Annotated in this window: 9 protein-coding genes; 5 read left to right on the top strand and 4 right to left on the bottom strand. The window is 58.9% G+C overall.

Going from position 1 to position 13,590, the window contains the following annotated elements; translation table 11 throughout:
- The first annotated feature begins 27 nt into the window (after nt 1-27).
- On the top strand, nt 28-1,158 hold the full coding sequence (locus tag BGE01nite_RS12465) for an LptF/LptG family permease (protein ID WP_146850794.1): 1,131 nt from the start codon (nt 28-30) through the stop codon (nt 1,156-1,158).
- A gap of 76 nt (nt 1,159-1,234) precedes the next feature.
- On the opposite strand, the gene BGE01nite_RS12460 is transcribed toward BGE01nite_RS12465, so the two are convergent.
- On the bottom strand, nt 1,235-3,640 hold the full coding sequence (locus BGE01nite_RS12460; RefSeq protein WP_146850793.1) for a DUF1592 domain-containing protein: 2,406 nt from the start codon (nt 3,638-3,640) through the stop codon (nt 1,235-1,237).
- A 97-nt stretch (nt 3,641-3,737) separates the two neighbouring features.
- Here BGE01nite_RS12460 and BGE01nite_RS12455 point away from each other — a divergent pair, with 97 nt between their 5' ends.
- Together BGE01nite_RS12455 and BGE01nite_RS12450 are read left to right on the top strand one after the other, a co-directional pair.
- A complete protein-coding gene (locus BGE01nite_RS12455; protein ID WP_170266754.1) occupies nt 3,738-5,009 on the top strand; it encodes a Gfo/Idh/MocA family protein in 1,272 nt (423 codons plus the stop codon).
- A 10-nt stretch (nt 5,010-5,019) separates the two neighbouring features.
- A complete protein-coding gene (locus BGE01nite_RS12450; protein ID WP_146850791.1) occupies nt 5,020-6,120 on the top strand; it encodes an SGNH/GDSL hydrolase family protein in 1,101 nt (366 codons plus the stop codon).
- On the opposite strand, the gene BGE01nite_RS12445 is transcribed toward BGE01nite_RS12450, so the two are convergent.
- Nucleotides 6,104-7,459 carry a hypothetical protein gene (locus BGE01nite_RS12445; protein WP_146850790.1) on the bottom strand — a complete coding sequence of 452 codons (1,356 nt, stop codon included), beginning with the start codon at nt 7,457-7,459 and terminating at the stop codon, nt 6,104-6,106. The genes BGE01nite_RS12450 and BGE01nite_RS12445 overlap by 17 nt on opposite strands.
- 13 nt (nt 7,460-7,472) lie before the next feature.
- The gene (locus BGE01nite_RS12440; RefSeq protein ID WP_146850789.1) at nt 7,473-8,342 is read right to left on the bottom strand and encodes an alpha/beta hydrolase; all 870 of its coding nucleotides are present in this window, start codon (nt 8,340-8,342) and stop codon (nt 7,473-7,475) included.
- Nucleotides 8,343-8,786: 444 nt separating this feature from the next.
- Here BGE01nite_RS12440 and BGE01nite_RS12435 point away from each other — a divergent pair, with 444 nt between their 5' ends.
- Both BGE01nite_RS12435 and BGE01nite_RS12430 read left to right on the top strand, forming a co-directional pair.
- On the top strand, nt 8,787-9,473 hold the full coding sequence (locus tag BGE01nite_RS12435; RefSeq protein ID WP_174770047.1) for an ice-binding family protein: 687 nt from the start codon (nt 8,787-8,789) through the stop codon (nt 9,471-9,473).
- Nucleotides 9,474-9,616: 143 nt separating this feature from the next.
- On the top strand, nt 9,617-11,092 hold the full coding sequence (locus BGE01nite_RS12430) for a hypothetical protein (RefSeq protein WP_146850787.1): 1,476 nt from the start codon (nt 9,617-9,619) through the stop codon (nt 11,090-11,092).
- Here the strand turns inward: BGE01nite_RS12430 and BGE01nite_RS12425 are convergent.
- The gene (locus BGE01nite_RS12425) at nt 11,078-13,588 is read right to left on the bottom strand and encodes a DUF4838 domain-containing protein (RefSeq protein WP_146850786.1); all 2,511 of its coding nucleotides are present in this window, start codon (nt 13,586-13,588) and stop codon (nt 11,078-11,080) included. The two genes, BGE01nite_RS12430 and BGE01nite_RS12425, sit on opposite strands and share 15 nt — an antisense overlap.
- Nucleotides 13,589-13,590: the final 2 nt, after the last annotated feature.

The following is a 13,590-nucleotide window of genomic DNA, read 5'->3' as shown; positions in this document are numbered from 1 at the left end:
TATGAACCTCGGGAACCCCTCCTCCGCATGTTTCTCCGCATCTTCGACCGCTACCTCGGCAAGCAGGTCCTCTCAGCCACGCTGATGGGGGTCATGCTGCTGAGCGGTGTCATGGTGCTGGGGAATGTGTACAAGAAGCTCGATGAGCTCCTGGGGGACACGAAGCTGCCGTTCGCCGTGATCGCGGAGTTCATCGGCCTCATCATTCCGTTTTCGCTCATCTTCACCATTCCATGGGCCTTTCTCACCGGCATCCTGCTGGTCTTTGGGCGGCTCTCCACGGACAATGAACTGGTCTCCATGCGCATGACCGGCTGGTCCATGCCGCGCATCTGCCTGCCGGTGTTTATCATCGCCGCTCTGCTCTCGGGCGTCTGCTTTTGGGTGAATGTGGACCTGGCTCCTGCGGCAAAGAACCGCATGAAGCTGCTCTTTTACGAAGTGGCGGTCGAAAACCCTGAAGCGCTCTTCCAGGAAGGCCGCGTGCTGGATCGTGTGCCAGGCTTCCGCATCTACACGGGCAAGCGCGATGGCCGTGAGCTGAAGAATCTGGAGATCATCGAGCTGGAGGGACTGCAGGCGAAGCGGGTCGTGCGTGCACAGCGTGCCGTTCTCGAGACGCAGGAGGGTGTGCTGGACTTCACTCTCAGGCTTTACAACGCGGAGATCGAGTCCTACGCCCTCGCGCCTGACAAGAAGCTGCAGAAGATCGACTTCATCAAGGCGGCTGAGACAGCACTGACCTTCCCGCTCTCTCGATTGAAGGACAAATCCGTGAGGGTGAATGCCAGCATGAAGAGCACGGACCAGCTCTGGGAAGAGCTGGCCGTCAAAAAAGATGTCATCACCGGCAAGGAGATGGAGCCGAAGCATCTTTCGCAGTCGCGCACGGAACTGAACAAGCGCTACAGCTTCTCGCTGGCCTGCCTCACTTTCGCGCTCGTGGGCATCCCGCTAGGAGTGACCGCGCAGCGACGTGAGACCTCCACGGGTTTCGCGCTCAGCCTCATCACCGCCACGGTGTACATCGGCTTCATCATCTTTGGAGACACGATGAATGAGAAGCCCGGGTCCTTCCCGCATCTCATCATGTGGCTGCCCAACGTGCTCTTCCTCGGCATCGGCGGCTGGTTGTTTTACAAGCTGAGCCGGAAGTAGGGTTGACGGTTAGCTGTGGATTCAATCTCGGAGAGCCTCAAGCTTCATCGAAGATCTGCATCTTCGTAAACCTGCCTTACTTGCTGCGGAAGATCTCACTCTGCACGACGGCGTGGATGAGATCCCGTGTGGTGTGTTTCCTGTCCTTGGACTGTGTCACGATCTTCTCGATCTCCGCGCGGTCTGAGAAACCCATCTCACGACCGGTGGCGAAGGTCAGCAGCTTCTCCGTCACGCACTTCGCCACGCGATCCTGGCTGGCGAGCAGGAGCTGCTTGAGCTCGGTGAGGTTGGCAAACTTGGCCCCAGTGCTGAGCTCACCGGCAGCATCCACGGGTGGCCCAAGGCGGTAACGAACTTTGCGACCTTCGATCCTGAGATTCACCTGGTCACCTTTGTCGATGCTGCGGAAGCGCTCGCGCCAGCCGCCGATGACGTCGTAGTTCTCCAGCGCGAAGCCTGGAGGATCGATCACGCGATGGCAGCCATTGCAGGTCTCTGAATTGCGGTGCTTGTCCAAAAGCTCACGCAGCGTGGTGGCACCGCGGATGTCTGGCTCCACACCTGGGATGCCCGGTGGCGGTGGCTGCGGCTCGATGCCGAGCAGCCGCTCATTCACCCACACACCGCGCACTACGGGCGAGGTGTTGGTGCCATTCGCCGAGACTTTGAGCACGCTCGCATGAGTCAGGATGCCGCCGCGATGACTCCCCGCCGGCAGCTTCACCTTCCGCAGGTCCAATCCGCTGACATCGGGAATTTCGTAGTGACGTGCGAGACGTGCATTGAGCATCGCGAAATCGCTATCGATGAGACTGGCGATGCCGAGATTGTCCTGAATGAGCTCCGTCACAAAGCTGCGTGTCTCACGGCGCATGGAGTCGAGCAGCAGTTCATCGTATTCGGGGTAGAGCTGCTTGTCCGGGGTGGTGAACTCAAGTTCACGCAGGTTCAGCCAGCCATCAGTGAAGTCAGTCACGAAGCTGTCCAATGACTCACTTTTGAGCAGGCGCTCGGTTTGCGCACGCAACACTTCTGGTTGGGTGAGTTTCGCGGCGAGCAACTCGGCATCCGGAGCACTGCGGGCGAGGAAATAGCTGAGACGTGAGGCGAGTTGCAGATCATCGAGCTTCCCCGCAGGTTCCTTCAAATAGAGGAATTCAGGCGAGCACAGAGCCGCGATGGCAGCGGTGCGCATGGCGATGAGGAAATCATGGCTCTCGGCATACTCAGCATCAAAGAGCTTGGCATAAGGCTCCACATCCGCCGCCGTGGCGGGCCGACGAAAGGCCGCAGTGACAAAAGAGGAGAGCAGCTTGCGTGAGTCACCCACGGGATCCGCGCTGTCGGCAGTGTATTGGTGTTTGAAGCCCGGGCTTCTGGCCTTCCAGGCCTGTGACGGCGGCAGCCCATGCGGGAGCTGCCTGAGCTTCGCCTCTCCGAGCAGCAGCTTTTGACCACGCGGGGGCCATTCGGTGATGAGGGGGCCTTCCAGAGTCACCTCCTGAAAAGCCATGCCTTCACCGGGGTATTTGTCCGGACCATCCTTGACCGGTGAATGACCATCCGGCCCGTTCAGGCCCTGCGGGCTGATCCAGATGCCATTGCCTTGAGCGAGGTACAGTGTGACTTCCACCGTGCTGGACTTGCCTGCGGGCAGCTCATGGAAGCTACGAGTCACGTTGTCCGCATTGCGAAAGTTGAAACTGCCGGTGATCAAGGAATACACGACCGGCTCTTCCATCTGGTAGCCATAGCCCGTGACGCGCAGCTTGTACATGCCGGCGCTCGTCGCGCGCAGATTCGGAATCACCGTGCTGGGAAAGCCGCCGTTGTTGAAGACGACGATGGAGCCATCCTCGCGCTTCAACCATTGCTTGCCGATCTGCTCTTTGTTGCGCTCAGTTTCCAGAGTGGCGCGCTGCATCGTGCTCTCAGGCTTTGTGTCCTGGCTCAAGGCCGCATGGATGGCCAGCTCCGCTGCCTCCATGTAGCGCAGCATCTGGATGCCGGAGATGGAGAGCGCCTCGCCGATGTTGTCAAAACCATGCGCACGTCCATCCTCAGGCAGCGCATCGATGACATTCACGTTCACGCCGAGAAGATCATTGATGGTGTTCTGATATTCGTTGCGATTCAGCCTGCGCAGCACCGTGCCCTTTTGCGCGATGTGCTTGGTATTCAAATCAGAGCCTAGCGTAGCGATGAAGCTTTTGAGTTCTTCTTGTTTGGGCCGCTCCTTCTTGGCAGGAGGCATCTCGCCGGTCGAGACGAGATCAAACACACGCACCCACTTCTTATGCGCGGCCGCATCATTGCCATCCGTGGATAAGGCAGACAGATCGAGCCCGCCTTTCTTGGCATCCGCATCATGGCAGTCCATGCAGTGCTGATCCAGAAACGGCTGGATGGCGGGGATGGGCGCCGGCGAGGCGCAGGCGGACATCATCAGCAGCAGGGCAGGGAGGCGGGCGGAAATCATTCGAATGCCTCAGAAACGGACCCAGAGGTCACAAACTGACTAAATTCCACGCCGGATGAATCAGGCTCGCCCAGGGTTCGTGACGTCTCCTCTGGGTATGTCTTCACTCAACCGCCGCCAGTTTCTCCAGTCCGCAGCCCCGCTCATCCTTCCTGCCGCCGTGCTGGGCCGTGCTGGAGCTGTCTCGCCCAATGGCAAGATCCGCCTCGCCTGCATCGGCGTGGGTGGCCAGGGCACGAGCAATATGAATGCCTTCCTTGCCGACGAGCGTGTGCAGGTGGTGGCCATTTGTGATGTGGACGGGCAGCATCGGGATCGTGCGATGAAGACGGCCAAACTCACGAAGGCGGATTGCTACAATGACTTCCGTGAGGTGCTCGCGCGCAGTGATGTGGATGCCATCATGAATGCCACGCCTGATCACTGGCACTCGCACATCGCCATCGCCGCGGCGGAGGCAGGCAAGGACATGTTCTCGGAGAAACCGCTGGGAGCCAGCATCGGCGAAGGTCGTGCCATCTGTGATGCGGTGACGAAGCACCAGCGCGTGCTACAGTGCGGCACCTGGCGGCGCTCTGGCATGAAGGTGCGCATGGCCTGCGAGCTCGTGCGCAATGGCTACATCGGTGAGTTGAAGGAGATCGAAGTCGGTGTGCCTGGAACCTTTGCGGTGCGTGGCGGCTTCACCGGACTCGAAGGCCCGGAGGCAGTGCCCGCTCATCTGGATTACAACCTGTGGATGGGCAGCACAGCGGAGCGGCCCTACACGGCGGCGCGCTGCCACTTCAACTTCCGCTGGATCGACGAGTATTCTCCTGGCTACATCACTGACTGGGGCGCGCACTTTGTGGATGTGGCGCAGTGGGGCGCAGGCATGGATGACACCACACCGGTCGAAGTCAGCGCCAGCCAAGTGAAGCGCCGCGACAAAGGTCTGTACAATGCGCCTGAGCAGTTCCGCCTGGAATATCGCTACGCGAACGGGGTGAAGCTCACCATGTTCAGCACGAATGACAAGGCCACCTATGGCACCAAATTCATTGGCAGCGAAGGCTGGATCTTCAGCGAGAGCGAGGTGCTGAAAGCCAGCAACACGGACATCCTGCGCACCAAGCTCAAGGACAGCGACACCAAGCTCTTTGTCTCCAAGCATCATCACCGCAATTTCATTGATGCCGTGCTCTCACGCGGTCAGGTCGCCGCGCCGGCGGAGGCCGCGCAGCGTGCCGCCACCATCTGCCACATGGGCGCCATCGCCGCGAAGATTGGCCAGCCCTTGAAGTTTGATCCGAAGACAGAACGTTTTGAGGGCAATGAAGCTGCCAATGGCATGGTCACCCGCGCCATGCGTGGCCCTTGGAAAATCTGATTTTTACCTCATGAGACTTCCCGCATTGCTCCTCGCTCTGGTGTGCAGCATCGCTGCACATGCCGGTGATCTCCAGCTCACGCTGCCACCGGTCGTCTATGCCGTGCCGGAGGCTGCCCTCAGTATTTATTACGATAACATCGTGCTGACGCAGAAGCCGGAGGACTATCGCTTCGAGTTCACCTGTGATGTGGGGACGAGCGAGACGAAGCGCTGGACCGTAACTGCGACGGACAAAGATGTGGGTGATCATCCGCTGGAGGTCGTCATCAAGGACGGGAAAGGCGCGGAGGTGGATCGTGGCAAGACGACACTGCATGTTTCACCGAGAAATGCAGGCGAGAACAAGCCGCTGCGTCTGCTGGTGGTGGGTGACAGCCTCACGCATGGCTCGGTGTACCCTAACGAAATCTTCCGATTGATGGCGCTGCCTGGAAATCCGAAGCTCACCATGCTCGGCACGCACAAGCCATCAGCCGTGAAGCCTGGGGTGGCTCATGAAGGCTATGGCGGCTGGAAGTGGAGTGACTTCCTCACCAAGTTCGCCCCTGTGGCTGCCACAGATACCGCGGGGCCGCTGGCAAGGAAGGCGACCAGCCCTTTCATCTTCCCGTCAGCGGATGGCAAAACGGGTGTCTTTGATTTGAAGCGCTATTTCACCGAGCACTGCGGCGGCGTGCCTCCGGACAATGTGACCTTCTTGTTAGGCATCAATGACTGCTTTGCCGCGAGCCCGGACAATCCCGAGCAGCGGATCACGGACGTGCTGAAGAGCGCTGAGAAGCTGCTCGCTGAGTTTCGCAAAGCCGCGCCGGATGCGAAGCTCGCTGTCGGACTGACCACCGCGCCCAATTCGCGCCAGGAAGCCTTCACTGCCAATTACGAGGACAAGTATCCACGCTGGGGCTGGAAGCGCATCCAGCATCGTTTGGTTCAGCGCATGCTCACCCAGCTCGGCGGTCGCGAGAAAGAGAATATTTATCTGGTGCCCACCGAACTGAACCTCGATCCCGTGGATGGCTATCCTGCGAACAATGCCGTGCATCCCAACTCCGTGGGTTATGCGCAGATCGGCACCAGCTTCTACGCCTGGCTCAAGGCGCAGTACTGAGCAGTTTCCTCATGCCATCCATGAGCACCTTCTCCACCTGCGGACCCACGCGGGAGACGATGCCCGTTTCGTAACCTCCTTGGCCATAGGCGATCTCAGTGCCGATGTAGCCCGGCCCATAGTCGCCGTAGGCTGCCATGGCGATAAAGTCATCGGGCCGCATTTGTTGAGCAGCGAGCTGGTACTCCACAAACAGCTCACCCGGCATGTGCAGCACCTTGGCCTGGCCTAACGTGAGGCAGCTCAGGGGAATCTGATGACCTCCACGCGTGCGTTGCAGGAAATTGAGATCGCGCGCGGCCCGAATGCGCTCAGCCTGCTTCTGCGTCGTATCCTTGAGCTTCGCCATGAGGTCGGCTTCCACCAACGTGTCTCGCACGGGCAGGGTCACGGGTTTCACGGCCCACTGGACATCCTCCGCGGTGATGGGCTTCTTCTTCTGCGATTCCCACGCGAGCTTCATGCCATTCGCGAGACGCTGCGCGAGCAGGGGACGCTTGTCGACGCCGCCATCGTTGTACTTGCCGGCGGCCACATTGCCTCCGGCTCCATCAAAGTGCACGCAAGCCACTCCCGGCAGTGCCTTCTCACGCAGCTCACGCGCCCCGCCGACGAAGTCCCAGTTCACAAATCCCTGCCCATAGTAACTCTGCGGATGAGTGGCATAATAGGTTAGGGCCACGACAGGCTTGTCACCATCCCAGAAAGAGATCAGCCGCACGAGCGGATCAATGGTTCCTTCAGGAGATGTTTGAGCCTCGGCACTCTTGGATGAGCTCAAGCGCATCAGGGCCACGCGACCATTTGCCCCGAGGATGCGCCGGTTTGAGGCCACACCTTCCACTTTGCCTGATCCGAGGCCGATGTGGGTGAACTTCTGAGCTTTCGCCAGAGATGGCTTCACTGCTGCAGCCAGGCGTTTCATCACCTCGCGATCAAACTCAGGATTCGAGAACACTCCTGCCAACCCGTGCTCTGCCAGCAAGGCCTCCGTGGCGAGATCACTGCCTGGAGCGTCATGCTGATGGAGCGTGTGGACGCTCACGCGTTCCACCGGAGTGTCCGCTGCCGCCGCGAGAGCTGCGCGAAAGGCATCATGGCTTTCATTGGCAATGCCTACCCAATCAATGGCACACAAGACGATGGGCTTGCCAGCTCCGAGCAGCACCACGCCACGCGCCGTCAGTGGCGTGACGATCTCCTGCGCCGGTTTCACACCGCCATTGCACAAGGACGAACCTAGTGGAGGTGTGGCATCCACCTGGAAGGTGGAGATTTGCAGATCTGAAGCATGCAGCGATCCAGCCAGACAGAGCAGGGTGATGAACAGGGCTTTCATGAGGTGAGTCCTCTCAGCGCTTCAGAATGCTCGCGACGAATTTGGTAAGCTCGGCTGTCGCTGGGTCATCGGGCAGGCCGAGGTCATTGTTGAGCTTCACATGGTTTGTGTCCTTGGCGCCATAGTTGATCACCGAAACGCCTGCGCCCTTGAGCACAGTGGTGAGACGGGAGGCCTGCGCCGCATTGTCTGGATGATTAGACACATGCAGGATCAGGAAGGGCGGGATGCCCTTGCCCTTCGCGATGTGGGTCACGGCGGAGAAGTCTTTGTGCTTGGCCGGGTCATTGCCGAATTTCTCACGGTGCCCGAACTTGGCTTGCTCCTGCCCATGCACACGGCGTCGGGTCTCCGCCGTCTCGATGATCGCCGGCACATCATAGGTGTCACCATCCACCGGCACGCAGCCGATGAGCACGTCAAATCCCACGCCCTCGGCTTTGAGATAGCGGTCGTCTGTGCAGATGATGGTCGCGAGCTGCGCTCCCGATGAATGGCCACCTACCAGCACCCGCTTCGGATCACCGCCATACTCAGTGATGTGCTTCTCCATCCAGCCAAAGGCCTTCGCCACATCACCGATGAGCGTGCCCATGTCCACCTCTGGCAGCAGACGATGGTTGATGGAGACAAACACAAAGCCTTTGTCCATGAACCACTTCGGCTTGAGATTCACATTCTTCTTATCACCGGTCTGCCAGCCGCCGCCGTGAATCCAGAAGACCACCGGCAGGTTCTTCGCATTCGGGGGCGAGTATACATCAAGCACATGACGAGCATGACCGTTCTCCACATAGGGGATGTTAGACTTGGGCTCCTGGGCAAATGCAACGGTGGTTAGGGCGCAGGCAAGGAGTGAGAGATAGCAGGGTAGGCGTGGCATGGTGGTGATTGGAGCGAGGATCACCTTTCAAAACGCTCGGGCGCATGCCTTTTCCTGCTGCGAATCGCTTGTCAATCACGGGTATGCTCGGCTGAAGTTCCGCGCTTCGGTAGAAAGGCACTGCCAACTCATCCAGGTTGATTCGGATACGACCGCTTGGTTTGCTCCACCTTAATGTGGCAGACGCGAGATGCTGGACACCTGCCTTATGGGTCTCGGGCGTTTCATGTGCATTAAACTGAGAAGCCAGGCTAAAAGTGCGGTAATTATAATAAGTTATGTTAAATATTGTAATTTATAGAGATTCGTCTATTATTTTGATAAATAAATAAAACATGAAAAACCACTTCATACTTATCGCTCCTAAAAAATGGAGCCCTCAGGTCACCAACTCTCCTAATCCTAGCATTTGGAATGTTTTCCCTCGGGGGAGCCTCAGCCCAAATGGCAGTTGATCTGGACTCCGCCGCGCCTTTCGGCGTTCTCGCCGGGGCAGGCATCACGATCACCGGCCCCACGACCATCCAGGGGGACATTGGCAGTTTTCCCACCCTCTCCATCACTGGCCTGCCGAATCTCACTCTGACGGGTGTCAATCACGGCGGGGATTCCATCACGCAGGACGCCAAGGTCGATCTCATCTCGGCCTACAACGACGCCGCAGGCCGCACGCCCACCACCACCTACGGCTCTATTTTTGACCTCGGCGGGCTCACGCTCACGTCCGGTGTGTACAACGATCCCAGCTCTTTCGGGCTGACGGGCACGCTCACGCTGGACGGTCTGGGGGATTCGAATGCTGTGTGGATCTTTCAGGCAGGGTCCACCCTGATCACCGCTTCAAACAGCATGGTGAACCTGATCAACGGAGCGCAGGCCTCTAACATCTTCTGGCAGGTCGGCTCCTCAGCGACTCTCGGTACCAATTCCGACTTCGCAGGCAATATTCTGGCAAGCGCGGACATCACGCTGAACACCGGGGCCGAAATCCAGGGCGGATTGTATGCGCTGAATGGAGCGGTGACACTGGACAGCAACAACATCATCGCAGTGCCCGAACCCGGCAGCGCCGTGTTACTCGGCATCGGCCTGGCCATGCTGGTCTTTCGCAAAAGGCGGGCAGTCATCTGAGGAAATGCCCGGCCCAGCTATCTATGCTGATGCCACGTTTCTACGAGCGGGAATGATCAACCTTCAATGCAGGTGACGATTAAAGCTCCTGCATGCATTCGCTGACACGACCTCTCCTCCTGGCTGCCATGACCGCGTCGGGAATGGCAGCGCTTTTGGGCACGGAACCAAAAGTGATCGGGATGGTCGAAGATTTCGACTCGGCTCCGACGGGAACTTTTCAGAAGGGCTTTCTCGACATCCACCGCTGGACGGAGGAATTCCGGCAGCGTGCGCGTGCCTGGAGCAGCATCGAGGTCACTCCAGAGGGCAGCGGCAAGGCACTGCGTGTGTGTGTCAGTGATCCGCAGGCATTCACGGCAGGTGCAGGATCATTCCTCCGTCTCGCACCTTACTATCCACCAGAGACGGATGCTCTGCGTCTCCGTGTGAAAGTGCTCACAGGCCAGGTTTCCATCTATGTCGGCGGTCCCACGGCCTACTATGGCAATAGCGATGTCTATTCAGAGCCGCAAACGATCCACGCGTCTGCCAAACTCGAATGGGTGGAGATCATCTGTCATCTCAATCATCCGACGTGGCGGAACTATCGGCGGTCTGGCTTCAGCACGGAGGCGCCGCGCAACTACTACAACCGCTGGGCCCAGGAGGATGTGGGAGTCTTCCTGGCTCCGGATTCCTTGGGTGAGTGTCTGATCGATGACATTGAGATCCTGGCTCTGGGGGAGGGGAAGCCATTCGCGTCTTTTGCGCCGGAACAAGTCCAGGAGGTGAAGCAGATTGTTACTTTTGAGGATGGAAAGCTGGATCATGTCTTCAATCTCTACATGGCCGCGGCGGAGGCCGAGTGGTTTGATGAGTCGTGGATCCGCTCCAGGCACCTGCGCTTCAAGCCCATGCAACTTGAGGTGAATGATTCGGGGTTGAAGGGACTGAATGTGCTTGAGTGCAAAGGGGCCACGGCGGAGGAGGTGCAATGCACGGGTGTCCGCACGAGTGGTGCTGATGCGAATGGCATTCGCCTAACGATCAATGTGCATGCACCTGGCCAGAGCAACTCGCTCGTTGGTGCCGGTGCGATTGTGCCCATGGACTTCCTGGTCTTTGTCGCGGCGGACGGGCAGGCTTTTCCTTGGGAGAGCCTCGAGCCCTCTGCCGAGCTGCGGGCGAAGGGCGGGCCTGGGTTTGACTACAACCTCACGCACCGCGTCATCGCTGCGCGCAAGGATCTCAACTTCGCCATCTACCAAACCCGCCGCTACCTGAAGCCGGATGAGTGGACTCATCTGGTGCTGCCCACGGCGGACTTCACCTGCATTTATGGCCAGGGGAGCATGCGTGACCGTTTTCTAAATCATGACGATCTGCGCAGTGAGGAAGTGATAGCCTTTGCCTGGCTCAATCCTTGGTGTCGCCAAGGTCGTCGTGATGAGCCCGTGACCACGAGCGTGGAGAAACTTTCCTTCGTGAAGGTCCCCGGCACCGCTGCGGAGCATCGTTCCTTCTGGCAGGTGCCGGATGTGAAGCAACTGCAGCACCGCGATGAAGAGTCTCCCGGCCTGCGCAAGCTCCACATCTGGCTGCCTGGAGATCCTGAGCCACCCTCACTCCTTCGTTGAGCTTTCCGTTTTCGCCTCGCGCTTTTTCTTCTCATCATCCCAGGCGGTGGTACGTGGCAGATAGCCATTCATGCGACCGAACTTCGCAGGCTCCAGAAAGTCGGACTTTTGGGTAGGCGAGAAGGCCTGGCGCTCGATCACGTCACCGCGCACACGCTGGCGGCAGATATTGAAATACCAGGGATAGGTTCCCGCTGGCTTGCGGCCGGAGACGCCATTCAGGGCATCGACCGCAGCCTGCATGTCTCCGGCCACAGGGAGACGAATCTCCACGGTCCAGAGGCCATCTTCCTGATGCGTGGCGATCTCCGCTCCTGCAGACCATGTGGACTTGGCCCCTTCATGATGATCCACGTCCAGCACATGTCCTGCTGGATCGACGGCGATCTGGTAGAAGACATGAGACTGGGTTTCGAAGAGCAACTGCACATGGTCACCTTCAGTGATCTGCGGGTCATCATCCTGCGTGCCGGTAATCTTGAGGTTCTTCATGTCCCGATCCTGGCAGCGGATGGAGAAGTAGATGGCGTTGTCATGCCAGAAGAATCCCATGCGGCTCCTTTCACGCGCCGCCTTGCCGGTGGTGCAGTCGAAGAGATCTCCCTGCTGATAGCCGGAGAGCTTGCTCCAGATCTCTTCGTCGAGCTTGCCATCAATCTTGATCTTCGAGCCGTCGCGATCACTCACGCGCACTGTGCGGGCATTCTCACGATCCGCGCTGCGCAGCATCTGGTCACGTCGCGCGATCAGAGGCTCGATGTAGTCTGCCACCAGCGCGATGCGCTGGGCATAAAGCGAGCCTGAGGGCGCCTTTGCCTGAGCCCTGGCGAGCAGTGCAAAGGTCTGCGTGATCGAGTCCGGCTTGCTGAGCATGTCCATCCACGCGGCCTCACCATGAGCGATGAAGGTCTTCATCTCTTCCTTGGCGGGACCATACATGTCCTGGCAGTATTCATCGATCATCGCGTCCACGTTCAGGCTGGAATCCCACCAAAGACGCGAGGTCACATAGAGGTTCAGCGCATTCACGCCAAAAGTCTCCAGATCCTTCGCACGATAGACCTCGATGTAATCGCCTAACGAAATGCCTTTCAGCGCACGGAGGTCGTCCGCGATGGCGTGCGGGAAATAGACCGGGATGAAGGCAAAGGCGCGCTCCTGGCGGGGATGCAGGTAGTACTCATACACACAGAACTGCTTGCTGCCTTCAGGCAGCTTGGTCAGCCACTCACGGCGCAGGTCAGTGATCCACTCTTTCTTCTCTTTCTCCTGAAAGCTGGAACGGCTTTGGGCCAGGCACACCAGGATGTTTGGACTGAGCTTCGCGATCTTCGTGGGTGGCAGCACCGAGGCTCCATAACCCATGGCGATGATCTTCTTGTCTGGATGGGTCTTGTAGACCTCCTTGGCCACTTCATTCACATACTCCCACACATAGTCGGAGAAGCGGCCAAAGCCGCCGCGCTCGGGTGTCTCCTTGCCTTTGCAAAGCTCGCACTCGCACATGGCGGTATAGCCATCGGCAGGCATCACCGAGGTGGTGGACACGCCCAGCTTGTCAAAGACGGTGCGCACATACTTCACGTTCGCCTCGCGCAGTCCAGGCGAGGAGAGGCAGGGCTTGCCGCGGTCGGAGGTATCGCGCTGACCACGGACGAGCGTGTAGTATTCCGGATGCGCCTTCATCACCTCCGGCCGCATGTGCACGTAGTTCGTGCCGTGGGCGATGTAGCCGACACCGATCAGATCAGGTGCTTGATTCACACCGAGGCGCATCTGCCAGAGTGCTTCTTCACTTTTGCCGTAGAATCGCTTGGCGTATTGATAGGGGTAACGCAGGGCAAAGTCCGGCTTCACGGTCTTGTCCACCACTGGCAGCGCGATACTTGCCCGTTTCGGCACGATCTCGCCAATGGCACCGGGCAGATACCAGCGTACTCCGAGGCTGCGCAGCAGTTCATGCACGGCATTCACGGAGCCGCGCTCGTCCTGCTCCCAGGCATCCAGCTCCTTGTTATGCATCTTGAAGAGCTGGGTCCAGTTGGTGTCGATGCCCCACTTCTCTCCCGTGATCGTATCCCAATCGCGCTGCACACGCTGAATGTCTGCTGCCGTGTGCGGCCATGGCTCTGCTGGCATGAAGTCATGATCGCGTCCTAGCAACACCAGCCACTTGTCTCCAGACAACATGCGGAAGGCACCATGCGGAAGTCCTTCATCACTGACCTTGAGCTTGTCCGTGCGCGCGCTTTTGCCGACATAGATGGCGATGGCATCACCTCCTGTCGGCGCGGTCACGATGGGCAGCTTCGCGCCGCTGATTTTCTCCACATAGGTCTGCAGTTCGTTCGCCGCATGCCGTGCCATGCGCGCCGGCTTCTCCGCGATGATGATCTCTGCGTTCGGCTTGCCATCCTTGACGATGAACGACTCCGCTGAGGCGATGACTGGCAGGAGTGAGGCGAGAAGAAGGTGGCGGAAGAATGAACGTGTCATGC

This window comes from Prosthecobacter gellanilyticus (assembly GCF_007992435.1).
GTDB lineage: Bacteria > Verrucomicrobiota > Verrucomicrobiia > Verrucomicrobiales > Verrucomicrobiaceae > Prosthecobacter > Prosthecobacter gellanilyticus.
The sequence above is the reverse complement of the archived record's forward strand: the minus strand, read 5'-3'. Positions and strand labels throughout refer to the sequence as shown.

What these genes read in the sequence shown, in the direction of transcription:
- BGE01nite_RS12430 (WP_146850787.1), top strand. Translation starts at nt 9,617, where the DNA reads ATGGCAGCGCTTTTGGGCACGGAACCAAAAGTGATCGGGATGGTCGAA.
- BGE01nite_RS12445 (WP_146850790.1), bottom strand. Translation starts at nt 7,459, where the DNA reads ATGAAAGCCCTGTTCATCACCCTGCTCTGTCTGGCTGGATCGCTGCAT.
- BGE01nite_RS12440 (WP_146850789.1), bottom strand. Translation starts at nt 8,342, where the DNA reads ATGCCACGCCTACCCTGCTATCTCTCACTCCTTGCCTGCGCCCTAACC.
- BGE01nite_RS12435 (WP_174770047.1), top strand. Translation starts at nt 8,787, where the DNA reads ATGGCAGTTGATCTGGACTCCGCCGCGCCTTTCGGCGTTCTCGCCGGG.
- BGE01nite_RS12425 (WP_146850786.1), bottom strand. Translation starts at nt 13,588, where the DNA reads ATGACACGTTCATTCTTCCGCCACCTTCTTCTCGCCTCACTCCTGCCA.
- BGE01nite_RS12465 (WP_146850794.1), top strand. Translation starts at nt 28, where the DNA reads ATGTTTCTCCGCATCTTCGACCGCTACCTCGGCAAGCAGGTCCTCTCA.
- BGE01nite_RS12460 (WP_146850793.1), bottom strand. Translation starts at nt 3,640, where the DNA reads ATGATTTCCGCCCGCCTCCCTGCCCTGCTGCTGATGATGTCCGCCTGC.
- BGE01nite_RS12455 (WP_170266754.1), top strand. Translation starts at nt 3,738, where the DNA reads ATGTCTTCACTCAACCGCCGCCAGTTTCTCCAGTCCGCAGCCCCGCTC.
- BGE01nite_RS12450 (WP_146850791.1), top strand. Translation starts at nt 5,020, where the DNA reads ATGAGACTTCCCGCATTGCTCCTCGCTCTGGTGTGCAGCATCGCTGCA.